The sequence below is a fragment of the Streptosporangium sp. G12 genome (assembly GCF_052983175.1).
Window position 1 is genome coordinate 409095 of record NZ_JBRIQO010000003.1, and the last position, 24764, is coordinate 433858.

The 24764-nt window shown below is 71.4% G+C and carries 25 protein-coding genes; 13 read left to right on the top strand and 12 right to left on the bottom strand.

The features are described 5' to 3' along the window. Positions 1-104: 104 nt before the first annotated feature. Both ACVCAG_RS06965 and ACVCAG_RS06970 read right to left on the bottom strand, forming a co-directional pair. Complete coding sequence (locus ACVCAG_RS06965; protein ID WP_440082538.1) at positions 105-845, bottom strand: SDR family oxidoreductase; 741 nt, start codon at positions 843-845, stop codon at positions 105-107. 73 nt (positions 846-918) lie between these two features. Continuing rightward, a complete protein-coding gene (locus ACVCAG_RS06970) occupies positions 919-2259 on the bottom strand; it encodes an acyltransferase family protein (protein WP_440082539.1) in 1341 nt (446 codons plus the stop codon). Positions 2260-2562: 303 nt separating this feature from the next. Between ACVCAG_RS06970 and ACVCAG_RS06975 the strand changes: the two genes are divergently transcribed. From ACVCAG_RS06975 to rbsK, 3 genes are all read left to right on the top strand, one after another. Next, positions 2563-3813: a sensor domain-containing protein gene (locus ACVCAG_RS06975; protein WP_440082540.1), complete on the top strand. Its 1251-nt coding sequence runs from the start codon at positions 2563-2565 to the stop codon at positions 3811-3813. Next, on the top strand, positions 3804-4451 hold the full coding sequence (locus tag ACVCAG_RS06980; RefSeq protein ID WP_350966815.1) for a response regulator transcription factor: 648 nt from the start codon (positions 3804-3806) through the stop codon (positions 4449-4451). Before ACVCAG_RS06975 ends, ACVCAG_RS06980 begins: the two co-directional genes overlap by 10 nt. A gap of 69 nt (positions 4452-4520) precedes the next feature. Continuing rightward, positions 4521-5417 (top strand): ribokinase, encoded by an 897-nt coding sequence (rbsK, locus tag ACVCAG_RS06985; RefSeq protein WP_440082541.1) that lies wholly within the window; start codon positions 4521-4523, stop codon positions 5415-5417. Positions 5418-5471: 54 nt separating this feature from the next. Here rbsK and ACVCAG_RS06990 read toward each other — a convergent pair whose 3' ends face one another. The 4 genes from ACVCAG_RS06990 to ACVCAG_RS07005 all read right to left on the bottom strand — a co-directional run bounded on the left by ACVCAG_RS06990 (position 5472) and on the right by ACVCAG_RS07005 (position 6905). After that, positions 5472-5636: a hypothetical protein gene (locus tag ACVCAG_RS06990; protein WP_440082542.1), complete on the bottom strand. Its 165-nt coding sequence runs from the start codon at positions 5634-5636 to the stop codon at positions 5472-5474. Positions 5637-5946: 310 nt separating this feature from the next. After that, positions 5947-6162, bottom strand: coding sequence for a hypothetical protein (locus tag ACVCAG_RS06995; protein WP_440082543.1), 216 nt, complete (start codon positions 6160-6162; stop codon positions 5947-5949). Between the two features lie 34 nt (positions 6163-6196). After that, a complete protein-coding gene (locus ACVCAG_RS07000; RefSeq protein WP_329083413.1) occupies positions 6197-6340 on the bottom strand; it encodes a hypothetical protein in 144 nt (47 codons plus the stop codon). 145 nt (positions 6341-6485) lie between these two features. Beyond that, on the bottom strand, positions 6486-6905 hold the full coding sequence (locus ACVCAG_RS07005; protein WP_440082544.1) for a heme-binding protein: 420 nt from the start codon (positions 6903-6905) through the stop codon (positions 6486-6488). Positions 6906-7185: 280 nt separating this feature from the next. Here ACVCAG_RS07005 and ACVCAG_RS07010 point away from each other — a divergent pair, with 280 nt between their 5' ends. Both ACVCAG_RS07010 and ACVCAG_RS07015 read left to right on the top strand, forming a co-directional pair. After that, positions 7186-8181: a methyltransferase gene (locus ACVCAG_RS07010; RefSeq protein WP_440082545.1), complete on the top strand. Its 996-nt coding sequence runs from the start codon at positions 7186-7188 to the stop codon at positions 8179-8181. A 34-nt stretch (positions 8182-8215) separates the two neighbouring features. Continuing rightward, the gene (locus ACVCAG_RS07015) at positions 8216-9217 is read left to right on the top strand and encodes a phosphotransferase (RefSeq protein WP_440082546.1); all 1002 of its coding nucleotides are present in this window, start codon (positions 8216-8218) and stop codon (positions 9215-9217) included. Between the two features lie 330 nt (positions 9218-9547). Here ACVCAG_RS07015 and ACVCAG_RS07020 read toward each other — a convergent pair whose 3' ends face one another. Both ACVCAG_RS07020 and ACVCAG_RS07025 read right to left on the bottom strand, forming a co-directional pair. After that, positions 9548-11389 carry a tetratricopeptide repeat protein gene (locus ACVCAG_RS07020; protein WP_440082547.1) on the bottom strand — a complete coding sequence of 614 codons (1842 nt, stop codon included), beginning with the start codon at positions 11387-11389 and terminating at the stop codon, positions 9548-9550. Between the two features lie 462 nt (positions 11390-11851). After that, entirely contained in the window at positions 11852-12805 is a 954-nt protein-coding gene (locus ACVCAG_RS07025; protein WP_440082570.1) for a zinc-binding dehydrogenase, read from the bottom strand. Positions 12806-13151: 346 nt separating this feature from the next. On the opposite strand from ACVCAG_RS07025, the gene ACVCAG_RS07030 reads away from it, so the two are divergent. The 4 genes from ACVCAG_RS07030 (at position 13152) to ACVCAG_RS07045 (ending at position 16320) form a co-directional block, all read left to right on the top strand. Then, positions 13152-13895 carry a class I SAM-dependent methyltransferase gene (locus tag ACVCAG_RS07030; RefSeq protein WP_440082548.1) on the top strand — a complete coding sequence of 248 codons (744 nt, stop codon included), beginning with the start codon at positions 13152-13154 and terminating at the stop codon, positions 13893-13895. A gap of 30 nt (positions 13896-13925) precedes the next feature. Then, positions 13926-14858, top strand: a complete 933-nt coding sequence (locus ACVCAG_RS07035; protein WP_440082549.1) for a Ppx/GppA phosphatase family protein — start codon at positions 13926-13928, stop codon at positions 14856-14858. A 37-nt stretch (positions 14859-14895) separates the two neighbouring features. Further along, positions 14896-15714: a DUF1206 domain-containing protein gene (locus ACVCAG_RS07040; protein ID WP_440082550.1), complete on the top strand. Its 819-nt coding sequence runs from the start codon at positions 14896-14898 to the stop codon at positions 15712-15714. Between the two features lie 165 nt (positions 15715-15879). After that, positions 15880-16320 carry an ATP-binding protein gene (locus tag ACVCAG_RS07045; protein ID WP_440082551.1) on the top strand — a complete coding sequence of 147 codons (441 nt, stop codon included), beginning with the start codon at positions 15880-15882 and terminating at the stop codon, positions 16318-16320. A gap of 92 nt (positions 16321-16412) precedes the next feature. Here ACVCAG_RS07045 and ACVCAG_RS07050 read toward each other — a convergent pair whose 3' ends face one another. Then, complete coding sequence (locus ACVCAG_RS07050; protein WP_440082552.1) at positions 16413-16886, bottom strand: MarR family transcriptional regulator; 474 nt, start codon at positions 16884-16886, stop codon at positions 16413-16415. Between the two features lie 230 nt (positions 16887-17116). Here ACVCAG_RS07050 and ACVCAG_RS07055 point away from each other — a divergent pair, with 230 nt between their 5' ends. Next, complete coding sequence (locus tag ACVCAG_RS07055) at positions 17117-18499, top strand: extracellular catalytic domain type 1 short-chain-length polyhydroxyalkanoate depolymerase (protein ID WP_447189601.1); 1383 nt, start codon at positions 17117-17119, stop codon at positions 18497-18499. On the opposite strand, the gene ACVCAG_RS07060 is transcribed toward ACVCAG_RS07055, so the two are convergent. Continuing rightward, on the bottom strand, positions 18489-19292 hold the full coding sequence (locus tag ACVCAG_RS07060) for a PaaX family transcriptional regulator C-terminal domain-containing protein (protein ID WP_440082554.1): 804 nt from the start codon (positions 19290-19292) through the stop codon (positions 18489-18491). The genes ACVCAG_RS07055 and ACVCAG_RS07060 overlap by 11 nt on opposite strands. Positions 19293-19412: 120 nt before the next feature. On the opposite strand from ACVCAG_RS07060, the gene ACVCAG_RS07065 reads away from it, so the two are divergent. From ACVCAG_RS07065 to ACVCAG_RS07075, 3 genes are all read left to right on the top strand, one after another. After that, positions 19413-20279 carry an amidohydrolase family protein gene (locus ACVCAG_RS07065; protein WP_440082555.1) on the top strand — a complete coding sequence of 289 codons (867 nt, stop codon included), beginning with the start codon at positions 19413-19415 and terminating at the stop codon, positions 20277-20279. 91 nt (positions 20280-20370) lie between these two features. Then, on the top strand, positions 20371-21696 hold the full coding sequence (locus tag ACVCAG_RS07070) for an MFS transporter (RefSeq protein WP_440082556.1): 1326 nt from the start codon (positions 20371-20373) through the stop codon (positions 21694-21696). Continuing rightward, positions 21689-23203, top strand: coding sequence for a long-chain-fatty-acid--CoA ligase (locus ACVCAG_RS07075; RefSeq protein ID WP_440082557.1), 1515 nt, complete (start codon positions 21689-21691; stop codon positions 23201-23203). The genes ACVCAG_RS07070 and ACVCAG_RS07075 overlap by 8 nt, the downstream gene beginning before the upstream one ends. Positions 23204-23281: 78 nt before the next feature. Here the strand turns inward: ACVCAG_RS07075 and ACVCAG_RS07080 are convergent, their stop codons facing one another. After that, a complete protein-coding gene (locus ACVCAG_RS07080) occupies positions 23282-24448 on the bottom strand; it encodes an alpha/beta hydrolase (RefSeq protein ID WP_447189602.1) in 1167 nt (388 codons plus the stop codon). A gap of 10 nt (positions 24449-24458) precedes the next feature. Further along, positions 24459-24764, bottom strand: a 306-nt coding sequence (locus tag ACVCAG_RS07085; RefSeq protein WP_447189603.1) for a S41 family peptidase, incomplete at its 5' end; no start/stop codon positions are given.

Below are 24764 nucleotides of genomic sequence, written 5' to 3' on the forward strand. Positions count from 1 at the left end.
GAGGTGGTCGGACCGGAGGCGGTCACGGATCACCTTACATTCCAGGTAAAGTGCGTGACTTTGTGTAGTTATGGCTGCTTTTTTCGGCATAAATGCTGATCAAATCAGATGGCGCCACCGTTGACGCGAAGCACCTGCCCGTTGACCCAGCGGGCGGGGCCGGCGAGGAACGCCACGACCTCGGCGATCTCCGAGGGCTCGCCCAGCCGTTCGAACGGTGACTGGGCGGCCATCCTGGTGATGGTCTCCTCGTCCTTGCCGTCCAGGAAGAGCGCGGTGGCGGTGGGGCCGGGTGCGACGGCGTTGACGGTGACGTCCCTGCCGCGCAGCTCGCGGGCCAGGATGAGGGTGAGGCCCTCGACTGCGCTCTTGGAGGCCGCGTAGGCGCCGTAGCCGGGATGGGCGAGCTTGATGACCGAGGTGGAGACGGTGATCAGGGCGCCGCCCCTGCGCAGCCTCCTGGCGGCCTGCTGGGCGACGGCGAAGGTGCCGCGTACGTTGACGCGCAGGATGCGGTCCAGCGTCTCCATGTCGAGGTCGGTGACCGGGACGGGCGGACCCATGATCCCGGCGGCGTTGACGACGACGTCGACGCCGCCGAAGGCCTCCTCGGCCGTGTCGAAGAGCGCGGAGACCGCGGCGGGGTCGCTGACGTCGGCCCGCACGGCGAGGCCCCCGCCTCCGGCCGTGGAGGCCTCCTTGGCCGCGGCCTGTCCCTCGGCGTCGTTGCTCGCGTAGTTGACGACGACGGCGTAACCGTCGGCGGCGAGCCGCTCCACGACCTGGCGGCCGATGCCTCGGGAACCTCCGGTGACGATGGCGACGCGAGCCGGTGCGGTGCTCATGATCGATACTCCCTCCGCGAACTTGTGTACACTATGTACATATACACGCATATGACCATACTGTCCATATATGTCACGGAGAGGCGACGCGGAGCCGGCCAGCGCGCCCGCCCGGCCCCGGCGAGCCGGCCGAGGTGTCGCGGGAGGAGCCGGTGAGCGCCAGGCCCGCCACGATCGCGCCCGCCCCGAGCAGGGGGGCCGCCCCCGGGACGAAGCCGGTCACCGTGAGCGTGAGCAGGCCCAGTCCCACCAGCGCGGCGGCCACCAGGACCCTGGCCGTCCCGCCGGTGTACGGTCCGGCCGCGGGCGGCGTCTCGAACCGGGCGAACCCCCGCAGCAGCGGCCACATCGCCAGGGCGAGCATGAGCAACCAGTGCGGCCAGCCGGACAGCCAGGCCGAGGTGCCCGGCTCGGGGGTGGAGATGCCCAGGCCCACCACGACCACCGAGACGATGACGAACAGCGCGCTCATGTGCCACAGGTAGAGGGTCATCATCCGGTCGCCGGCCCAGCCCAGCGCCCGCGAGACCCCCGGCCACCCCGCGAAGGAGACGATCCACCGGCGCAGCGCCAGTGCCAGCCCGACCTGGCCCACCCCGATCGAGAGCAGCGCGACCGTGGGCGGCGCCATGTTGGAGACGGAGGCCCCCGGCATCCCGATCATGCTGAGCGGGTAGGGGCCGAGGGCCGTCAGCGCCGCGCCCAGGCCGTATCCGGCCAGGGCCAGGGCCCAGGGGCGGCCCAGCCGGCCGTCGGCGTACAGGAAGCCGAGCTGGTGCACCGCCAGCCAGACCAGCACGATGTTGGGGAGGCCGGCGACGTCGAGGCCGCTGGTGAAGCGCAGGACGTCCACCACCACGGCCCCCGCCGCCAGCACGGCCGGCACCCGCCAGCCGTACACCATGTTGAGCCTGAGCATCGGCGTGGTCGCCGCCACCGCGACAAGATAGATCGCCAGGAACCAGAGCAGCTGCCCGGCCAGCCGCGAGGCGGTCATCACCGGCTGCTCCGGCACGCCGAGCGCGAGGAGCAGATGGGGGAGGGGCAGCCAGACCGCCGCCAGCGGGACGACCGGCCAGGCCAGGCGGCGCAGGCGCCCCGCGAGCCACGCGGGAGTCGCCTCACCGCGCCGTGCCGCGCCGCGCCGGCTGATCGCGTTGGCCGCGCCGCCCGCGAAGAACACCAGCGGCATCACCTGGCTGATCCACGTGATCATCCACCCGTTCCCGGCGGCCAGCGCGTTGCCGGTGGATATCCGCCCGTCGGCGAAGGAGAGCAGCGGCATGCTCCAGTGCTGGAGCACCACCAGGACCATGCCGAACACCCGGAGCACGTCGATGAACGGGTCGCGCCCGGCGAGCGCCGGTGCCGTGCGAGGGGTCGGGATCGCCGCCAGGGGGGCTGTCGGGGGCACCGTCGGAAACACCGTCGGAAACACTGTCGGAAACACCGTCGAGGGCACTGTCGGGGTCGCTGCCGGCCGCACCGACGGGCCGGGGATCACGGTGGTCAAAAGGAGCTCGATTCTCAGGGAGGGAGAGAGAAGATCTCGGGAATGGCGATAGGAGAAGCCTCTCTCCAGGACCCCGGCGGCACAGTGACGCGCGCAGCAGTCTTCTCGCCCGATCCCCTCACCATCCCGGGTAGTGCTGGCCCCACCCCCGTAAGCGGGCACGCAGGGTCGATCGGCGCGGCCGGTCCTCGTAGCGTGGGCGGCATGAGAACCCTCCTGCGCCGCATCGGCACCGACACCCGCTACCTGGTCGTGGGCTTCCCGCTGTCCGTCATCTGGTTCGTCCTGATGGTGGCCGGTTTCGCCGCGGGGGCCGGTTCGGCCGTCGCGTTCGTGGGGCTGCCCATCCTCGCGACGACCCTCCTGGTCGCCCGGGGCTTCGCGGACGTCGAGCGGCGCTGGCTGCCCGAGGTGCTCGGCCGTCCCGTCTCCCGGCCGAGGTACCGGCCCGCTCCGGAGAACGCCGGATGGTTCCGCAGGATGATCAACCCGTTCACCAACGGCCAGTCGTGGCTCGACCTGCTCTACGGCATCGTGGCCTTCCCGATCTCCATCGTCACCTTCGTGCTGGCGGTGGTCTGGTGGGTCGGATCGATCGCCGGCCTCACCTACCCGCTCTACGGGTGGATCGTCTACGCCATCCCCGGCAACGACGGGGGCCTCGGCATGCTCCTCGGCCTGGGCGGCAGCCTGTGGGTCGAAGTGATCATCAACACCACCATCGGCGTGCTCTTCGCCCTCACCCTCCCGGTGATCGTGCGGGGTGCCGCGCTCGTCCAGGCCGGGCTCGGCCGGGCCATGCTGACCGGGGTCGCCGAGCTGCACGACCGCATCGACGACCTGGCCGAGGGCCGGGCAGCCGCGGTGTCGGCCGAGGCGAACGCGCTGCGCCGGCTGGAGCGTGACATCCACGACGGGCCGCAGCAGCGACTGGTCTCCCTGGCCATGGACCTGTCGCGGGCCCAGCGCCAGCTCAGGCGCGACCCGGCGGGCGTCGAGCAGATGCTCGGCCAGGCGATCACCTCCACCCGCGAGACCCTGGACGAGCTGCGCGCCCTCTCGCGCGGCATCGCCCCGCCGATCCTCAGCGACCGCGGCCTGCCTCCCGCCCTCGCCGCGCTCGCCGGGCGCTGCACCATCCCCGTCGAGCTGGACGTCCAGGTCGAGGGACGCTTCCCCGCCGCGGTGGAGAACACCGTCTACTTCGTCGTCGCCGAGTCGCTCACCAACGTCGCCAAGCACAGTCACGCCACGGTCTGTACCGTGACGCTGAGCAGGACGGGGGACTTCCTCATGCTGACGATCGGGGATGATGGGGTCGGCGGCGCCCATGTCGCCAAGGGGCATGGCCTGTCGGGGCTCGGTGATCGCCTCAAGGCGGTCGACGGTGAGCTGGTGGTCGACTCACCGGCCGGAGGGCCGACGGTCATAGTGGCGGAGGTTCCGTGCGGGTAGTTGTGGCCGACGACGCGGTGCTCATCAGGGAGGGCCTGATCAGGCTCCTGGAGGAGTTCGGCTGCCAGGTGGTCGCGGCGGTGGGGGACGGCGACGGGCTGGTGGAGGCCGTCGCCGAGCACCGTCCCGACGTCTCGGTGGTGGACGTGCGGATGCCGCCCGGCTTCACCGACGAGGGGCTGCGGGCGGCGGTGGAGGCGCGCCGGAGGGTTCCGGGCACGCCGGTGCTGATCCTGTCGCAGTACGTGGAGGTGTCCTATGCCGACGACCTGCTCGCCGACGCCAGGGGTGCGGTGGGATACCTGCTCAAGGACCGCGTCGTGGACGTGGACGACTTCATGGGGGGCCTGCGCACGGTCGCGGCCGGAGGTACGGTCTTCGACCCCCAGGTGGTGGCACAGCTGATGGTGCGACGCCGCCGCGACGATCCCCTCGCCCAGCTCACCCCGCGAGAGCGCGAGGTGCTCGGCCTGATGGCCGAGGGCAGGTCCAACCCGGCCATCGGCCGCCAGCTGGTGGTCAGCGACGGGGCCGTGGAGAAGCACATCCGCAGCATCTTCGCCAAGCTCGGCCTGTACGCCGAGGACGGCGACCAGCACCGCCGCGTCCTCGCGGTCCTGGCCTACCTGCGTTCCTGACCCGCGCTCCCACCCCGCGTTCCCGCACCCGCGCTCTCACAGCCACGTTCCCGACCGCGAGGAGGAACAGTGATCTCGGTCTTCGGCAGTGCCAACATGGATCTCGTGGCCTACGTCGACGTCGCCCCCGCGCTCGGCGAGACCGTGACCGGCCGCGCCTTCGGCACGGTCCCCGGCGGCAAGGGCGCCAACCAGGCCATCGCCGCCGCGCGGGCGGGCGCCGAGGTGGCCTTTCTCGGGGCCGTGGGTGACGACGCCTTCGGCACCGAGATGCGGCGCACGCTGGCCGAGGCGGGGGTCGACGTGACGCACCTGCGCACGGTTCCCGGTCCCTCGGGCATCGCCCAGATCGTGGTGGACGGCGACGGCGGCAACTCGATCATCGTGGTCCCCGGTGCCAACGGGACCGTGACCGCCCCCTCCGAGGCCGAGATCGAGGTCATCTCCCGATCCGACATGCTTCTGCTCCAGCTGGAGCTCCCCGTCGAGGCCGTCACCGCCGCCGCCAGGGCCGCCCGCGCGGCCGGGACCACCGTGGTCCTCACCCCCGCGCCCGTCCAGCCGCTCCCCGCCGAGCTGCTGGAGGCCGTGGACGTCCTGGTGGCCAACGAGCACGAGGCCGCCGCGATCACCGGCCAGGCCGATCACGAGCGCGCCCTGGAGGAGCTGAGGGGCACGGTCGACTGGGTGATCATCACGCTGGGGTCGCGCGGCGCGCTCAGCGCCTCGGGCGACGGGCCCGCCGTGCGCGTCGAGGCCCTCGAGGTGCCCGTGGTGGACACCACGGCCGCGGGCGACACCTTCGTGGGCGCCCTCGCCGCGGCCCGCGTCGAGCGGCAGCCCGCCGGCCGGGCCGTCCGCTTCGCCACCGCGGCCGCGGGCCTGTCCGTCCAGCGCGCGGGTGCCAGCACCTCGATGCCCACCCGCGCCGAGATCGACCGGAGCCTTTCCGTAGCCGGTGCCTGACCTCGGCGCGCGGATGCTCGCGGCCCGGCCCATGCCCCCTCGCCGGGCCGCGCCTCACGCACCACGGGTCCCGGTGAGGGTACGGCCCAGCTGTGCGGCGGCGGCGAAAGCCGGCAGCGCGATCCGGGCGGTCCGGGTTCCCGCGGGTGTGGCGAGCCGGTGTATCCACCGCAACGGCTGCGTCGACGTGCGCACGGCCTCGCCGGCGTAGGTGGCCATCCGGTTCTGGAAACGGTGTACCGCCAACGGGGTGGGTCCGGTGCCGGGTGAACTCCGATCCCAGCCGCAGCGCGTCACCCAGGCCGTGGGCCGGCAGCCGTCGCAGCGGGATCCGGCCGATCATCAGTGTCTCCGAGCCCGCTCGTTCGGTTCTGCGAACAGCAGTCGCATTCTGTGGTCGGCGACCGCGAACCGCGTGAACGTCCGCGGCCCGGCCGAGCCGGCCGGCAGCGCCTGGTAGTGGCCCGGTGCGAGGCGATGAGCGCCGGGTCGGCGCATGTCGCCGCTTCGGGAGTGCCGGGCCTTGTTGTCAGTGGCCGCCGGACAGCTGCCCGGCCAGGCTGTCGTGCAGGCGGGCGCTGGGCTCGTTGAGGCCGATGACGGTGACCTTCTTGCCGCGGGCGGCGTACCTGGTCTGCACCGCGTCCAGCGCCGCCACCGAGGAGACGTCCGGCTCAGGGATGCCGCTCGAGCCCGGCCTCTCGACGTCGGCCTCCCGTTCGCGGGCGGCCGCGATGCCCCTCACCCAGGGGCATCGGCGCGCCGGGAACGGGGGTCGTCTAGCCGTTGATCAGGGACGTCTCCGACAGCGTGAGCAGGAAGGCTCCGGCGGCGAGCAGCGCGATCGGCCAGGACCGGCTGATGGCGGACCAGATCGTGGCGGCCAGGAAACAGACCAGGGCGAGCAGCACGAGAACGTCCACGAGAATCCTCCAGGGGGTCACCCCCAGACGATCATCGTCTGGGGCAAGCCCTCACTGCCCCGCGACCCTCGCAGGTAACACGTCGCCCCCCTGTTTCGTCGGGAAGATGATTTCCGCCGACCCTATTTTTTGCTGATATATCCGACTATGCCCCTTCCCAGAGGGCCGCGGCGGCCTCGGCGCAGGCGACATCCTGGGAAACGGTGCCGCCGCTGACGCCGACCGCTCCCGCCACCGCGCTCACCCCGCTCACCCCGCGCTCGTCACCGGGCTCCCCGAGCGGGACGCCGCCGCCGAAGCACACGTACCGGTCACCGGCCAGGCCGTACAGCTCGCCTCCGGGCAGGACCAGCGGCGCGAGGTCGGCGGTGGGCATGCGGTGGGCCACCGCGGTGTAGGCCTTGCCGGGGGCGAGGACGGGCCCGGTGATGCGCGCGCCGTCCATCCGCTGGAACGCGACCAGGTGCCCGCCCGCGTCGACCACGGCCACCGAGATGAGCGCGCCCTCCCGCGCGGCCTGCCGCACCGCGGCCTCACACATGCGCAGCGCGAGTTCCAGGTTCACCGGTCTCCTCACCGTTTCGAAACCGTTCCGACGGTCTTCGGCGCGGGCGGCCGGGTGCGCGTGCGCCGCCGTCCGGGTGATGCGAGATGTCATAACGATGCGACGCCCGCGCGGGCCCTCCGGAGGACCGGTACGAGCCGGGACCGTCGTCCCGCGAGGGAAGTGGCACCGTGAGGCGACATTCCGAGGATGCTCACCAAGAGTGATGTTTCTCTTTCTTAGAGCTACGATCTCGTGACTGGCGGGATCGTTGAGGTGTCGTCCGGACGTGGGGAGAGGCATGCACAGTCATAACCGCGCGAGCGTCGTCCACCAGCTCAGGTACGCCCTCGGCCATCCGGGGCGGGTGCCCGGGCACCTGAGACGGCTGACCAGGGACCTGTGGTTGCGTTTGGGCAACCGCGATCACGTCGCCTACTACCGGGCGGTCATGAGGTCCGACACCGCGCGCAGTCCCCAGGGGGCCGTGGGCAGCAGGTCGTACCGGCGCTGGGTGGCCATGGGGAAGATGCAGTTCGACTATCTCGTGCGGCACGGGCTGAGGCCCGAGCACCGCATGCTGGAGATCGGCTGCGGCAACCTGCGGGCCGGGCGCCTGTTCATCGGCTACCTCGACCCCGGAAACTACTACGGGATCGACATCTCCCCGGACATCCTGATCGCCGCCCAGGACACCCTGGTCTCCTACGACCTGCGCGACAAGTTCCCGCACCTTCTGCCGGTCGGGAACCTGCGCTTCACCGCCCTGCCCGACCAGGCGTTCGACGTCATCCACGCCCACAGCGTCTTCTCCCACTCCCCGCTCCACGTGATCGAGGAGTGCTTCCGCGGGGTCGGCCGGATCATGAGGCCGGGAGGCTGGTTCGACTTCACCTTCGACCGCACCGAGGGCAGGGAGCACCACGTCCTGCGCGAGGACTTCTACTACCGCACCGAGACGCTGCTCGACCTGGCCGCCGCGTGCGGGCTCCAGGCGACCTTCATGGACGACTGGGAGCGGCTTCCCCACCGGCAGTCCAAGATCCGCATCACCATCCCGGGGCGGGAGAACGCCGGGGACCACGCCGTGCGGGACGCCGGCCGCCCGGCGGAGGCCGTACCGGACCACGGGCGGCCCGAGATCGAGCGGGACCGCGACCCGTCCGGGATCGAGCGGGACCACGCCCTCTCCGGGGGTGAGAGAGGCCGCGTCCGGCCCGGAGCGGGGCATCAGGGGCGCCTCGGCCGCGAAGCCGGGCCGGCGGCGCCGGATCTCGCGGAGGAATCCCGGATGTAGTCTGGCGCTTCGCGCGACCGACCTGGAGGAACCGATGCGGGCCCACGACCTGTCCGCCGGGGGCGACGTGCTGGACCGCGTGCACGACGTGGCCCGCGAGGCGACCCGGATCCACGGCCTGGCCGACGCCGAGGTCACCCTGGTCAACGTGTCCGAGAACGCCACCTACCGGGTGGACGACCCGGTCACGGGGACGCGGTCCATCCTGCGGGTGCACCGGCTCGGCTACCACACCACCCCGGCGATCCTGTCCGAGCTGGCCTGGCTGGAGGCGCTCCGCGAGCAGGCCGGGATCCGCACCCCCCGGGTGATCCCGGCTCCCGGCGGCTCCCGGGTGCTGACCGTCCCCGGCCCCGAGCCGCGCGACTGCGTGATGTTCGAGTTCCTGCCCGGTGCCGAGCCCTCCCACGACGACCCGGTGCCCGGCTTCGAACGGCTCGGTGCCCTCACGGCGCGGATGCACCGGCACGCGCGCGGGTGGTCCCGGCCCGGCGGGTTCACCCGTTTCCACTGGGACCACGAGGCCGCCCTCGGCACCGAGTCGCGGTGGGGCCGCTGGCAGGACGGCCTGGGGGTGGAGGCAGAGGCGCGGACCGTGCTGGGACGGCTGGACAAGGAGTTGCGCGAGCGGCTGCACCGCTTCGGCCGCGGTCCGGAACGATACGGCCTGATCCACGCCGACCTGCGCGCCGCCAACCTGCTCGTGGAGGGTGAGAACCCGCCCGGCGTCATCGACTTCGACGACTGCGGTTTCGGCTGGCATCTCTACGACCTGGCCGCGGCGGTCAGCTTCGTCGAGCACCGCCCCGAGGTTCCCGAGCTGGTCGACGCGTGGGTGCGGGGCTACCGGACCGTCCTGGACCTCCCGGCCGAGGACGAGGCCGAGATCTGGACGTTCATCCTGTTCCGCCGCCTGCTGCTGGTCGCCTGGATCGGCACCCACACCGGCGCCGACATCGCCGCGGAACTCGGCTCCGGCTACACCGAGGGCAGCTGCGAACTGGCCGAACGCTATCTCGCCGGCTCACTCGGCTGACCCTCCGGCCGCTGCCCGCAGCCTGTCTCCGTCCGTCTCCGTCTGTTTCCGCCCGTCCCCGGCGGGCGCGGCATTCGCGTAGGGAGCGTGTCCGACGGCGTGGCGCACGGTGACCGCGCATCGGGAAATCACTCCTATCGCCTGCGGCTCCGGGGATACGGGGAGGGCGAATACGAGACGTCGCGCGCATCACCGTGTGTGCCGCGGATATTCGGATAACAGGATTTTCTCGGACGGAGCCGCCACCTTACCGGCCGTGGCTTTTCCGGCCGCCCTTCCGAATCCGGAATGTTTTCCGGCGACCTCCTCCCGGCCCCGGCCGGGAGGAGGTCAGGACTTCAGCTCGCGCCTGATGTCCTCGTCGTCCGGTGCCAGTTCCAGCGCGCGGGTGAGATCGGCGACCGCCTCCCCGTCGCGTCCGGCGGCGCGCAGCGCCATCGCCCGGTTGAACAGCAGGGCGGGGTCGTCCCCGGAGCCGAGGGCCCGCGTGAAGTCCGCGGCGGCGCCTTCGGGGTCGCCGGTCTCGAACGACAGGAGCCCCCGGTTCGCCCAGGCCGCCGCCAGCGAGGGCGCGAGCTCCAGGGCCCGGTCGAAGGCGGTGCGCGCCCTGTCGTAACGGCCCTCCGCGGTCTCCACCTGGCCCAGCGCACACAGCAGGTACGGGTTGGCGGGATCGATCGCCAGCCCGGTCTCCGCGTCCGCCCTGGCCGCGGCGTACTCGCCGAGCGCGGCCAGCAGCCCCGCCCGGTTGGCCAGGCCGTCCACGAACTCCGGGTCCAGCTCCAGCGCGTGGTCCAGGTCGGCGAGCGCGCCCCGGTGGTCACCCGCGGAGAAGCGGATCTCGGCCCGGTTGTAGTAGGGCTCGGGGAAGGGCGGGCCGACCCGCATCGCCGTCTCGTAGTCGGCGACCGCCGCGTCCATCCGGCCCAGCCGGTGCAGCAGGTTGCCCCGGTCGATGTAGTAGTCGGGATAGCCGGGGTCGGCCGCGATCACCGCGTCCAGGTCCTCCAGCGCCTTCTCGGGGCGGCCCAGCATCACGGCGAGCTGTGCCCTGTTGGCCAGCAGCACCAGCCGGTGTATCGGGTGCTCACCGGGCCGCAGGTCGCGGTCGGCCAGGGCGACGGCCTCCTCGACCAGTTCCAGGGCCCTGGCGGGACGGCCACGCCGCACCTCCACCAGTGCCCGGCCGTTGAGGTCGAACCCCATCTTGAACGCCCGCTCGCGCGGGTCGGGCAGCAGCGAGGAGATGGCGATCGCCTGGTTCACCAGCGCCAGCGCGGCCTCGGGGTCGCGCCGGGTACGGTCGCGGTGGCGTACCTTCAGCATCCCGGTGGCGTAGGCGGCCGAGGCGTGGACCGTGGGGGAGAGGCTCTCCCTCCTGGCCACGTCGAACAGCGCCTCCGACTCGTCCTCGCGGCCCAGCGCGGCCAATGCGGTCGCGGTGCTGTGCAGGAGCCGCCACCAGGTCGCGGGGTCGTCCTCGGGGCCGGCGAGGCGGAGAGCACGCTCGCCGAGATCCGCCACGGCGTCGTGGTAACCCTCGTCCAGGCACCACTGCACCGCGAACAGGAACGCCCGCACCGCCTTCGACGGGTCGCCGCCGCGCTCGCGGTGGTACGGGATCGCTCCAAGCCGCGCGCCGACCGTTCCCTCCCTCTCCAGCTCGTCGGCGAGGGCGTCGTGCCGTTCCGCGCCGAGCGGCTCCTCGGGGGCGGCGGCCCGATCACGGGTCACCACTGTCAGCAGCTCCCCGGGGACGCGGCGCCGCAGCACCGTCAGGAGCTCCAGGTCGGTGGGGTCGGCCAGGTCGGTGTTCTCGACGACGAGCGTGCGAGGGCCGGTTTCCGACAGGTGCTCACGGACGAACTCGGCCAGGCCGTTGGCCAGGCGCAACGTGCGACGCGGCGCGTGCACCAGGATTCGCTCCGCGCCGGGCAGGCTCGCGGCCACCGACCGGCGCCGGGCGGGGATCAGATCGCGCAGGTCGGGCGCCACGGCGCGCAGCTCGATGTCGTAGCGGGCGACGAGGTCGGGCCGGGCCGCGGGCAGCAGGGCGGAGACGATCGCGCCCCCCGCGGTGTACGGCCCGCGCAGGCGCCGGTCCGCGTCCACCACGGGCAGCGGCGGTGCGGGACGAGACGGGTCGCCCTGCGGGTACGGTCCCCGACTCACCGGACTCCTTTAACTCGATTAGCTGATATTTGATGATATGGCTATGCCGGGGAGCCGGCGCCCATCACTGGACGCCGGTTCTGTGATTCAGTCTCAGCCGACGTGCTTAGGACTCGCGGTGCCACTGAGTGCGATGGTGCCAGGCTTGTGGACAATGACACGTTTCATTATCGGCCTTCCTCGCGAATAGAACAAATTGCAAGTATTCGCAGTAATTGCCCATACTGACAAGATCTATTAGTTATCGTGGCCGGATCCGGACAATCCCTGGACAGGGGCCGCACGGTGGTGTTGACAGAACCGGCGCGGCTCATCCGGGATTCGCGCCCGCCCGGATCCGGCCACCGCCACGTATCCGCGTCGTGGCGGCGTCGTAGTGGCGCCGTACGCGCGGCGGAAAGCAGGAAAACGGGAAAGCGGGAAGGCCGAAAAGGCCGAAAGGGCAGAAGGCCGGAAAGGCGATCAGGGGGCCACCCGCAGCACGATCTTTCCCCTGGCGTGGCCGCCGGCGAGCCGCTCGTGGGCCGCGGCGGCCTCGTCGAGCGGGAACACCTCCTCGACCTCGGGGGCGATCAGCTCGCCGTCGATCAGCTCGGTGATCTGGGCCAGGGCGGACCCGTCCGGCTCCACCAGGAACGTGCGGGTGCGAAACCCCCGGGCCTCGGCGGCGCGCAGCAGGTCGGGGGAGGCGCCCGAGGGCACCGGAACGAGCAGCCCGCCGGGGCGGAGGACGTCGAGGGAACGCGTGCTCGTCGCGTCGTGCCCGTCTCCGACCAGGTCGACGACCACGTCCACGTCGCGCACCACGTCCTCGAAGCGGACGGCCGTGTAGTCGACGAGCTCGTCGGCTCCCAGCCCGCGCAGCCACTCGTGTTTGCCGGCGCGGGCGGTGCCGATCACGTACGCGCCGAGATGCTTGGCGATCTGGACGGCGAGGTGCCCGACGCCGCCCGCGGCGGCGTGGACGAGGACGCGCTGTCCCGGAGCGACCCTCGCGGCGTCCACCAGGACCTGCCACGCGGTCAGCGAGGCCAGCGGCATGGCGCCGGCCTCGTCGTGTCCCAGGGAGCGCGGCTTGAGGGTGAACTGCCTCGACGGCGCGGTCACGAACTCGGCGTAGGCGCCGGCCTGGCGCGGGAACCACGGCATGCCGTACACCTCGTCTCCCACCTCCAGGGAGCTCACCCCGAAGCCGGTCTCCTCGACGACACCGGAGACGTCCCAGCCCAGGACGAAGGGCGGCTCCCCCAGGACCCCGGCCATACCCGCGCCCGCCCTGGTCTTGAGGTCCACCGGGTTCACTCCCGCCGAGACGACCCGTACCAGCACCTCGGTGGGCAGTGGTTCCGGGCGCTCCACGCGGACCGGACGCAGCACCTCGGGGCCGCCGAAGGCGTCCTGGCTGATCGCCCGCATAAGGGCCACGATGGCTCTCCCCGATCTCTCGCCGGTCTTCCCGCAGGTGCCGCCGCCCGTGAGAGCGGTGTGGATCACGCTACCCCTTCCGGGGGTCGGCGGCCCGGTTGCCCTGCCGTTCGCCGGGGCGCGAGCCGTGCGCGACGCCCTCGCGCCGGGCCGCCGCGAGAGGTTCCCTCGGGAATGAAACCCTGATGCGTCGACGTCCTCCTAGCGCGGAACGACCACACGACCACCGCACCACCACCGCACGGCCGGTCAAGGCCGGTGGGTGCGCCGACCCGCGGCACCATGCCGCGATCCCGCCCCACGGCTCAGGCCGGGGGCGGCACACCGGGGGTATTCGATGAAGGAACCGAGGAGTCGCTGGACGGACATCGCGGGGGGCGACGCCGGAGAGCGGTACGCGGAGAGGTTCGCCCGGCTGGCCGAGTCGGGGGCGGACATGCACGGCGAGGCGCGGTTGTGCGCGGAGCTGCTGCCGCCGGGCGCCCGGGTGCTGGACGCCGGGTGCGGCACCGGGCGGGTGGCGATCCGGCTGGCCGAGCTGGGATACGACTGCGTGGGCGTCGATCTCGACGCGTCCATGCTCGACGTCGCCCGGCGGACCGCGCCATGGCTGCCCTGGATCCTGGCCGACCTCAGCGATCTCGGCGACCTTGACGCGCTCGGCGCGCTCGGCGATCCCGCGGACCCCGCGGACCTCATGGCGGGGGCGGACCGGGCCGTCCGGGGCGGCCATGGCGATTCGACCGGGAAGGCGCAGAAGGCGGGGAAGGGCGGGAGAGGCGGGCGCTTCGACATGGTCGTCGCCGCGGGCAACGTCATCCCCCTGCTCGCCCCCGGGACCGAGGCACGGACCGTCGCGGGGCTCGCGGCGCTGCTGCGGCCCGGCGGGCTGCTGGTGAGCGGGTTCGGGCTGGACGCCGCGCACCTCCCGCTCGCCTCGGCGACGGTCACCCTGGCGGACTACGACGACTGGTGCCGTATGTCGGGGCTCACCCCGCTGCGGCGCCTGGCGACCTGGGACGGCGCACCCTACGACGGCGGCGGATACGCGGTGAGCGTCCACACGCGCACCGCGGGCTGACGGGTCCCGGGGGAGTAGTAACTTCATCCCATGCGACTGGGCGTTCTCGACATCGGTTCCAACACGGTCCATCTGCTGGTGATGGACGCGCACCGGGGGGCCCGGCCGCTGCCGGCGTACTCGCACAAGGTGGACCTGAGGCTTTCCGAGCACATGGAGGACGGCGACCGCCTGTCCGCGCGGGGCGCCGCGCGGCTGCGGGAGTTCGTCGAGGAGGCGCTGCGGCTCGCCGAGGACAAGGGCGTCGAGGACCTCATGGCCTTCGCGACGTCCGCGGTCAGGGAATCGGTGAACGGCGAGGAGGTCCTCGCCGGGATCAAGGCCGACACGCAGGTCGACATCGAGGTGCTGTCCGGCCAGGACGAGGCGAGGCTGACGTTCCTGGCGGTGCGCCGCTGGTTCGGGTGGTCGTCCGGGCGGCTGCTGGTTCTGGACATAGGAGGGGGGTCGCTGGAGATCGCCTCGGGCATCGACGAGCAGCCCGACGCGGCGGTGTCGCTCCCGCTGGGGGCGGGCCGGCTCACCCGCGACTGCTTCACCGTCGACCCGCCGCCCGCCGACGAGGTGCGGGCACTGCGCAGGCACGTACGGGCCGAGATCGCCCGCACGGTGGGAAACGTCGCCCGGTACGGCCAGGCCGACCACGCGGTGGCGACGTCCAAGACGTTCAGGCAGCTCGCCAGGATCGCCGGGGCGGCGCCCTCGCACGAGGGACCGTCCGTGCGCCGGGTGCTCAGGCACGCGGACCTGGTCGGGTGGACCGACCGGCTGATCAGGATGAGCACCAGGGAGCGGGCCGAGCTGCCCGGGGTCTCCGAGGGGCGGGCGCCGCAGCTGCCGGCCGGGGCGATCGTCGCCGACGCCGCGATGGACCTGTTCGGGGTGACCCAGCTGGAGGTGTGCCCCTGGGCGCTGCGCGAGGGAGTGATCCTGCGGCGGCTGGACGCGATGCCGGAACGGTGAGGTTTACCAGAGCGTTCACAGGTAAGAGCGCATAGTCATGAACAGCCCTCAGGCTCACGTGGAAGGTGCCGCTCGCAGAGCGGCCAACAGTCAGACGCTCGACAGGCTGGCGCGGGTTGGATTGGCCTGCCGGGGTGTCCTCTACGGTTTGATCGGTTTCCTCGCCCTGCAGATCGCCTTCGGCGGGGGAAGCGGCAACAAGGAGGCCGACAAGACCGGCGCGATCGAGATGGTGGCCGAGCAGCCGTTCGGCACGTTCCTGCTCTGGCTCATGGTCGTCGGGTTCGTCGCGCTGGTCGTCTGGCAGCTGTCGGAGGCCATCATGGGCCACGGGCGGACCAGGGACCGGGTGGAGTCGGGCGCGCGGGTGGCGGTCTACACGCTGATCGTGGCCACGCTGCTCGGCGTGCTGCTGCGCGGCGACCCCGGCGCCTCGCTGGACAGCCACTCGAAGGACATCACGGCCACGCTGATGGACCTGCCCCTGGGGCAGTTCATCGTCGGCCTGATCGGCCTGGGCCTGATCGGCCTGGGTGCCTACTGGATCCGCCAGGGCTGGAAGAAGGAGTTCCTCAAGGACCTGCGCACCGGCGAGATGCCCGCGAGGGCGCGAGAGCTCGCCGAGAAGTTCGGCATGGCGGGATACATCGCCCGAGGCGTGATCGCCGCGGTCGCCGGTGTCTTCGTCATCCAGGCCGCGGTCACCTACGACCCCGACAAGGCCAAGGGCATCGACTCGACGCTGCGCTCGCTGGCCGACACCCCGGCCGGTCCGTGGCTGCTCGGTGCCGTCGCGATCGGTCTGCTGCTGTTCGCGGTCTACTGTTTCTTCGAGGCTCGCTGGCACCGCGTGTGACGGATGGAACCGCACGGTACGCCAGGTGCGGACACGCAGGTGAAGGGGCCTTTGGCAAGCCCCACCTGTCTATCCGGTAAGTGATCGCATTCCTACTTTTCCGCGACATCTTCTCCGCCGAGCTCCGCGTCTTCCCAGAAGTGAAACAGCATCGGAGGGGGCGGTATGGACTCGTCGGAGTACGACGGCAGTGAATGGGTTCTCCGCCTGGCGGGTTCCCCGGACCAGGTGGTCAGAGCCCGCCGCCTGGTCTCGATGATCCTGGGGCGAGACCATCCCCTCCACGACGACTGCGTCCTGCTGACCAGCGAGATCGCCACCAACGCGGTGATCCACTCCCGGTCGGGGGACGGCGGGGCGTTCACCGTCACGGTGACCTGCTCGGCGACGGGGGTACGGGTCTCCGTCCAGGACGAGGGCTCCTCCGCGGCCCCCACCACGAGCCGAGCTTCGGCCGACGCGACAGGGGGCCGCGGCCTGCCCCTGCTGGAGGCGCTGGCCCACCGCTGGGGCGTGGTCAGGGAGGCCGGGTCCAACAGGGTGTGGTTCGAGCTGGTGCCGGAGATGGCCGGACTGCGCGCGGGCAGCCTGGCCGGCGCCCGCTGACACCGCGACGGCACTCACGTGACGACACCGCGACGGCACTCACGTGACGAGACGGCCTCGTCGTCCGCGGTGAAGTGATGGAAGGGCCCGCCTCACGGGCCGGAGGCGGGTGGGCGCAAGGCTCGCGTGCAGAGAGTGAGACCCTCCATCAGCGTGGCACGCGTGGTGTCGTCGACCTCGGCGAGCATGTCCTCCTCGATGCCGTCGAGCGAACGGTCGCAGTGCCGCAGCACCGCCTGTCCTTCACGGGTGAGATGGGCGCGGAGCACCCGGCCGCCGTCCGGGTGCGCGTCACGGTGGATCAGGCCGCGTTGTTCCAGCTCGCGGACGACCAGGTTCATCGCCTGTGGCGTGACGAAGGCGATGCGGGCCAGTTCGGCCGAGGAGAGCCCGGCGCGCGTGCGCAGCTCGCTGAGCGCCATGTATTCGGTCGTCGTGATGCCGTACCGGACGAGCGCCTCGTCGAGCCGGGCGCGGATGCGACGCTCCAGCCGGTAGACCACATAGCTCAGGCGGGGAGCCGGCTTGACCGGCTGGTCGGTTGCGGGGGTGCGGCGCGAGGTCACGGGATGACCATAACCGGCGATGTAAGTTTCGCGCCCTCTATATCAAGCTACTTGATAACAAATGGCTTGATAACCAGCGCAAGCAGCGCTTTTCCATGAATGGAGCATCATGATCCCTTGCAGGCGTGGCTTGACCGTTCGTCGGTGTCGCCCTATACCGGCTGATGTCAGGACGAGTCGGCGGCGCCCCGGCCTCGTGCATCGAGCGAACATCAAGCAGAGGAGAGCCGATGAAGTCATTGACCGCCGTGCTCGCGGGCGTCAGTGCCGCGGTACTGTGCGCCGCCACATTCCTGGTGACCGGACAGTCCGCCGCCGCGGCCACCCTGACCGAGGTGACCGGCTTCGGCGCCAATCCCGGCAACCTGCGGATGCACCTCTACGTGCCGGACAACGTGCAACCCAGCCCTGCGATCGTGCTCGCCATGCACGGTTGCGGCGGTTCGGGCCCGGGCTTCTACTCGGGTTCGGAGTTCCGGACGCTCGCCGACCGGCACGGATTCATCGTCATCTACCCGTCGGCGTCCAAGAAGGGCAACTGCTTCGACTCCTGGTCCGCCGCGTCGCAGGTGCGCGACGGGGGCAGCGACCCGGTCTCGCTGATGTCCATGATCACCTACACGCGGCAGCGCCACAACGGTGACGCCGACCGCATCTACGTCACCGGCAGCTCCGCCGGCGGCATGGAAACGAACATCATGCTCGGCAACTATCCCGACGTCTTCAAGGCCGGGGCGGCGTTCATGGGGGTGCCGTTCGGCTGCTTCGCGAACGAGGCCGACTACATCCCCTCGCCCGGCGCGAGCAACTGTGCCTCCGGGCGGATCAGCAAGACGCCCCAGCAGTGGGGAGACCTGGTCCGCGCCGCCTATCCCGGGTACAGCGGTCCCCGGCCGCGCGTCCAGCTCTGGCACGGCACCACGGACAACCTCGTGTACTACGCCACCCACCAGCAGGCGATCGACCAGTGGACCAACGTGTTCGGCCTGAGCCAGACGCCCACCGCCACGGACACGCCGCAGCCGAACTGGAACCGCCGCCGCTACGCCGACAACTCCGGCACGGTGCGGGTCGAGGCGTACAGCATCCAGGGGGCCGGCCACAGCCTGCCGATGAGCGGGATGGCCGCCGCCGCGATCCAGTTCTTCGGCCTCACCGGCGGGCCGACCCCGACCCCGACCCCGACCCCGACCCCGACCCCGACCCCGACCCCGACCCCGACCCCGACTCCGAGTCCCACCCCGACGCCGACTCCTTCCCCCACCCCCACCCCCACCCCCACCCCCGACCCGGGCACCGGGTGCAGGGTCACCTACGTTCCCAGCACCTGGAACAACGGCTTCACCGCCGACGTCACCGTGACGAACACCGGCGCGACCCCCGTCAACGGCTGGACCGTGACCTGGACGTGGCCGGGGAACCAGCGGGTCACCAGTGCCTGGAACGCCACGGTGACCCAGTCGGGCTCCCAGGTCAGCGCGCGCAACCTCTCCTACAACGGCACCCTCGCCCCGCAGGCCCGGACCGGTTTCGGGTTCCAGGGCACGTACAGCGGCACGAACTCGGCTCCGACGGCGTTCGCACTGAACGGGACCCCCTGCGTCATGGGGTGAGTCCGTCCAGGAGGCCGGCGGCCACTTTCAGGGCGGGCCGTTCGTACTCCTCGGCGCGTGCGTGGAAGACCTGCTCTGCCCGGATCGCCGGCCAGTCCGCGGGGAGGTGTTCGGCCGGCAGGTGGGGATCCTGCCGGACGAGCTGCAGCCAGTCGGTGTGCAGCAACAGCTGCCGTACGAGATCGTCCGGCGCGTCGGGAAGTGGCCGGGTGACGTCCCACCTGGTGAGGAACGCCCGATAGCGCCGGGCGATCTGCTCGATGTCGAAGGCCTTCGCGACCAGGTCGGCGGCCTCGGTGGGTTCGAACGCCCTGGCGGTCAGCACCGTGACGTGGTCGTCCACGTCCAGCGAGTCGAACACGCCGGTGACCTCCTTCGCGCCCGGCGCGATCCACAGCCCGTTCTGCAGCGGGCCGAACCCGGCCCAGACGAGCCGGGACCGCAGGTCGTGGCGGGTGCTGCGCCGGCTGTCCGGCAGGGAGAACCCGACGACCGTCCAGGTGCCGTCCCAGTCGCGGTTCACCGCGCCGGTCTCCCAGATCCGCCGGCGCCCGTCCCGGAGCACCGCCACGGCGTACGGGGTGAGCTCGATGTACGCCCTGCGTCCCACCCGGTACCGGGTCACGAGGTTGCGCTTCACCATGCGAGCGAGCGTGGACCGGACGGCCTCCTCGGAGACGCCGAGGCGGGCGAACACCTCGATGATGCCGCCCGAGGAGATGGCGGTGCCCCGGTCCAGCGCGTAGATGCCGAGGAAGCTGAATATCAGGGACTGCGGGCGCACTGCCGGCACTGCCGGCACGGCCGGCACTGCCGGTTCGTCTTCGCCGCCGATGGTCACACCGAAAGCGTAGACGGACCGGATGTCAGGCACATAATTGACGGAAGTCAGATATCTGCCCGAGGAGAGCTCATGAACGTCGACGAACTGGTCGCCATCGACGTACACACGCACGCGGAGGTCTCCGCCGACGGGCACGCCTCGCTCGGTGACGAGCTGGCCGCTGCCTCGGCGAAGTACTTCAGGGGACACTCCCGGCCCACCATCCCCGAGACGGCCGCCTACTACCGCGAGCGCAGGATGGCGGCGGTGGTGTTCACCGTCGACGCCGAGCACGCCACCGGGCATCCGCGCATCTCGAACGAGGAGGTCGCGGCGAGTTGCGCCGCCCACGCCGACGTGCTGATCCCCTTCGCCAGCGTCGACCCGTGGAAGGGCAGGGCCGGTGTCCGCGAGGCACGCCGGCTCGTGGCCGAGCACGGGGTGCGCGGCTTCAAGTTCCATCCGAGCGTCCAGGGCATGGCGCCCGACGACCGGGCGGCCTACCCCCTCTACGAGGCGATCGAGGAGATGGGCGTGCCGGCGCTGTTCCACACCGGCCAGACCGGCATCGGCGCCGGCCTGCCCGGCGGGGGCGGGATCCGGCTGAAGTACTCCAACCCGATGCTGGTCGACGACGTCGCCGTGGACTTCCCCGAACTGCGGATCATCCTCGCTCATCCGTCCTTTCCCTGGCAGGATGAGGCTCTGGCGGTCGCCACGCACAAGCCGTACGTCTACATCGACCTGTCCGGATGGTCGCCGAAGTACTTTCCTCCGCTGCTCATCCGGTACGCCAACACGCTGCTGAAGGACAAGGTGCTCTTCGGGTCCGACTACCCGATGATCACGCCGGACCGATGGCTCGCCGACTTCGACGCCCTCGACATCAAACCCGAGGTCCGCCCGAAGATCGTCAAGGACAACGCCGTACGCCTGCTCGGGCTCGACGCTCCCTAATGTCGGGCAAAGCATTGACGTTCGTCATGAATGTGCCTAACCTCCGGGCAAGTAAGCGCAGCAGTTCGCTCTCGGGCTGAGGAGCTCGGTCATGACGAACCCGTCGGTCTCACCTCCCAACCAGGTTCAGCTCCGCCGCGCGGTGGCCTCCAGCTTCCTGGGCAGCGTCATCGAGTACTACGACTTCCTGCTGTACGCCACGGCCTCGGCGGTGGTCTTCAGTAAGATCTTCTTCTCCTCGCTCGACCCGCTCGCGGCCACGGCCGCCAGCTTCGGCACCTTCGCCACGGGCTACCTCGCCAGGCCGCTCGGCGGAGTGATCTTCGGTCACTTCGGCGACCGGCTCGGCCGCAAGCGCATGCTGGTCCTGACCATGATCCTGATGGGCCTCGCCAGCTTCCTCATCGGCGTGCTCCCCACCTACGAGCAGATCGGCGTCCTCGCCCCCGTCGCCCTCGTCGCCCTTCGCGTGCTGCAGGGCGTCGCCATCGGCGGCGAATGGGGAGGCGCCGTGCTGATGTCCGCCGAGCACGCGACCAGCCGCCGCGGCCTCTGGGCGGGCTTCACCAACGCCGGCGCCCCGTTCGGCATGGTGCTCTCCACCGGGGTGCTCAGCGGCACCGCGGCCGTCGTGGGCGAGGAGGCGTTCCTGAGCTGGGGCTGGCGGGTGCCGTTCCTGCTCAGCATCCTGCTCCTGGCGGTCGGCCTGTTCGTCCGGTTGCGGGTCGAGGAGACCCCGGTGTTCGAGGCGGCCGGCGGCCGCGCCGCCCGGATGCCGCTGCTGGAGGTGTTCCGCCACCATCCGAAGGCACTGCTTCTCGGGGTGGGTGTCGGGCTGTCCGCGTTCGTGGCCCAGGGCACGCTGACCACCTATCTCATCGCCTACGGCGTCCGGACCGGTTTCACCCGGCAGGCCGTGCTGAACGGTCTCACGCTCTCCTCCGCGCTGGCCGTGGTGAGCATCGTCGCCTGGGCGGCGCTCTCGGACCGGGTCGGACGCCGTCCGGTCGTGCTGGCGGGAGCGCTGCTCATGGCCGTGTTCGGCTTCGTCCTGTTCCCGATGGTGAACACCGGCAGCGTCGCCGTGCTCGTCATCGCGCTGGTGCTGGGCCAGGCGGTCATCCACCCGCTGATGTTCGGTCCGCTCGCGGCGCTGTACGCCGAGCTCTTCCCCACCAGGAACCGCTACACCGGCGCCTCGCTCGGCTACCAGCTCGCCGGACTCGGCGCCGGCCTGGGCCCGTTGCTCTTCGCCCAGCTGGACGCGTCGTCCGGGGGCGGCAGCACGACGACGATCTCGGTGATCATCGCTGTCTGCTGCCTGCTGACCGTGGTCTGCGTGCTGGCCCTGCGTGAGACCAGCACCGACGACCTCGCCTCGGACGCCCCGGCGATTCCCGCCGCCACCGATGCGTAACACCGGGCTCGGCGGCTGGCCCGCCCGCCGGGCCCGGATGAGCCCCGGTCGCACCGCGTTCGTCTTCGCGGGCCGGTCGGTCAGTTACGCCGACGTCCACGAGCGGGCTACCCGCCTGGCGTCGCGGATGCGCGAGACGGGGATCCGGCCGGGGGACCGGGTCGCCTACCTCGGCCCCAACCACGTCGCCTTCGCCGAGACCATGTTCGCCACCCACATGCTGGGCGGCGTCTTCGTCCCGCTGAACTTCCGGCTGGCCGCGCCCGAGATCGCCTACATGCTCCGGCACTCGGGCGCCTCGCTCCTCGTGTACGACCCAGGCTGCGCGGAGACGGTACGCGACCTGCCCGGACCGTACACGGTCGTGGCCCTGCGGTCGCCCGCCCCGGGGGAGCACGACTTCGAGACCTGGGTGGCGCGGGGCGATCCGGATCCCGTAGACGTCCCGGTGGCGCTCGACGACGTCGCCCTGATCCTCTACACCTCCGGCACGACCGGCCGTCCCAAGGGCGCGATGCTCAGCCACGCCAACCTGGTGTGGAACTGCTTCAACATGATGATCGGCGTGGACGTGACGAGCACCGAGGTGACGCTGATCAGCGCGCCGCTCTTCCACGTCGCGGCCCTGAACCAGACGATGCTGCCGACCTTCCTCAAGGGCGGCACCTCGGTGATCATGCCGTCCTGGGACGTCGAGCTCTGTTACGACCTCATCGAGAGGCACCGCGTGACGTGGATGTTCGGCGTCACCACGATGTTCGCCGACCTCGCCCGGTCGCCGCGCTGGGCCGGTGCCGACCTCTCGTCGCTGCGCACCCTCATGTCCGGCGGCGCCGCCGTCCCCGTGACGCTGATCCACGCCTACCAGGAGAGGGGCCTGGTCTTCTGCCAGGGCTACGGGCTGACCGAGACCGCACCCGGCGCGACCTTCCTCGAGGCGGGCGAGAGCGTGCGCAAGGTGGGCTCGGCCGGGGTCCCGGTCTTCTTCTCCGAGGTGTCCGTGGTCCGCCCCGATCTCACCCCGGCACCGGTCGGGGAGCCCGGCGAGGTCCTCATCCGGGGGCCGAACGTCACCCCCGGCTACTGGCGGGACCCGGAGGCGACCGCCGCCGCGCTGAGCGAGGACGGCTGGTTCCACTCCGGCGACATCGCGACCGTGGACGAGGAGGGCCACCTGACCATCGTCGACCGCGTCAAGGACATGTACGTCTCCGGCGGGGAGAACGTCTACCCGGCGGAGGTCGAGAACGCGCTCTTCGCGCATCCGGCGGTGGCGGAGGTCGCCGTGGTGGGGATGCCGGACCGGAGGTGGGGCGAGGTGGGCCGCGCTTTCGCCGTGCTCCGTCCCGGCGCCGCCGTCACCTCCGGCGAGCTGACGGCTTTCCTCCGTCCCCGGCTCGCGAAGTACAAGATCCCCGTCTGTTTCGAGATCGTCGACGCGCTGCCGAAGACGGGATCGGGCAAGATTCGCAAATCCGAACTCCGTGACCGCCCCCTGCCCGGATGAGGGCAGGACCCCGGAGGCGCCGTGACGAGTGGCGGGACGGCGAGCGGCCGACGTCCCCTGCACTCATGCCGTACGGCTTCAAGGGGTGCCGCACGTCGCGGGGCAGAACGTGACCTCGGGGTGGCGCGGTGACGGCCCCTTCAGCAGGGGCTGCCGCTGCGACTTCAGGTGCTGGTCGAGGAAGGCCGCCACGTAGGTGCGGGTGAGCTCGGCGGAGCGCGCCCCGGACAGAGCGCGGAGGGAGGGCCTGATGCCGAGGGCGCCCGCCAGCAGCGGCAGGTCGGTGAAGGAGTGGTGTTCGGCGTCCGACAGCACGAGCCAGCGTTTCCACCCGGTCAGCAGCTTCCAGTCGCGGTCCCACGAGGTGTCGCGGCCCCCGGGAACGTGCTGCGGCGCACCGATGAACATGAACGGCCGGGCGAACCCGCTCTTGGGAATCCGGGCGTAGGTGGTGCCGTCCATGTCGATCCCGGCGCGTACGCGCGAGTCCTTCACCATGGCCGCCACGGCGGCGGCCCCGCCGATCGACTGGCCCACCATCGCGATCCTTCCGCCGTCGATCAGGCCGGAGCGTTTCCAGCTGGAGGTCAGCCAGTCGAGGACGAAGGAGACGTCGGCGGCCCGCCCCTGGACCACTCTCGGGCCGAAGCCGGGGTCGGTGTCGCCGTCGCAGGCGAGGCATTCGGCGATCCGCCCGTCGGACAGGGTGGTGGCGTAGCTCTCGTGGGTGTGGTCGATGCCGGCCACGACGTACCCGCGGCTGGCGAGGTCCTCGGCCAGGGAGGTGAGGGTGCTCACCGGTTTGGTGAAGCCGGGGGAGAGCACCACCAGCGGGAGCCCGCCCCCCGCAGGGTCGGCGTCCTTGACGGCATTCGTGCGCGTCTTGCTCAGCACGTCGTACGGCGCGCCGGTGATCCTGGAGCCCTTCAGCAGGAGTTCCGATTCCTTGGCCGTCATGTAGGGCGAGCGCTGCCCGTCGCGCCGCTCGGTGGGGTACCACAGGGTGACCTTGAGCCGCCTGGCGTCGGCGTCGGGGTCCCAGGGATCGGGGCGGGAGGTGTCGGTCAGATGCAGGGCGGTGGTGCCGACCGGGTGGGGGCCGGTGGGGGCGGGCAGGGCGGCGGGGCCGGTCGGGGTGACCGGCGGGACGTCGGATCGGGGCGGCGTGGGCGCGGAGCAGGCGGACGCGGCCAGGACGATCAGTCCCGTGGCCAGTCCCGTCGCCAGGGCCAGGAGCTGTCTCATGGGGGTCCCTTCACGCGTGCAGCAGGGCCAGGGCCTTGGCCAGGGCGGGGTCGCGTCCGGCGGCGGCGTCGGTGGGGGTCAGGGGCACGTGGTGGTCGGGCGGCACGCCGATCTTGTCGATCACCTCGCGATCGGGCCCGAGGTGGTGCCTGGTGGGGAAGCTCAGGAGGGTGTTGTTGGCGAGCAGGTACGGTTGCGCCGGGCCGGAGACGAGCCCGGCGGTCCTGGTGCCGGCCAGCTGTCCGAGGCGCAGGTCCTTGACCGCGGAGCTGAAGTGCTCACACGCCGAGGCGCAGCCGCGGTCGGTGAGCACCAC